Raw genomic sequence first — 319 nt, 5'->3', positions numbered from 1 at the left:
TGCCTCCCATAGCGGAACCGTAGAGCATACCCAAACGGTAGCAGGAATTTTACAAAAAATTGGCCTTGACGAGGGTTATCTAAGCTGCGGCACCCATGAGCCTTTTGACCGGCAAACCGCTTTATGGCTTAAACAAGAAGGAATAGAGCCATCACCCCTCTATAACAACTGTTCAGGCAAACATGCGGGCATGTTAGCTTTAGCCAAAGCTTCCGGCTATCCCTTAAGCGGTTACGAAAAAATAGACCATCCGGTCCAGCAGGAAATTTTCAAGTTTATTGCTGACTTTACCGCAGTGTCCCCGGAAAAGATTAAGATC

The 319-nt window shown here is 46.7% G+C and carries 1 protein-coding gene; it reads left to right on the top strand.

Going from position 1 to position 319, the window contains the following annotated elements:
• Positions 1 to 319: asparaginase (locus ciss_RS09660; protein WP_143298543.1), on the top strand; the 319-nt coding region annotated here is incomplete at both ends.

Source organism: Carboxydothermus islandicus, from assembly GCF_001950325.1.
Taxonomy (GTDB): Bacteria; Bacillota; Z-2901; order Carboxydothermales; family Carboxydothermaceae; genus Carboxydothermus; species Carboxydothermus islandicus.
This window is presented reverse-complemented; position numbering and strand designations above follow the sequence as displayed.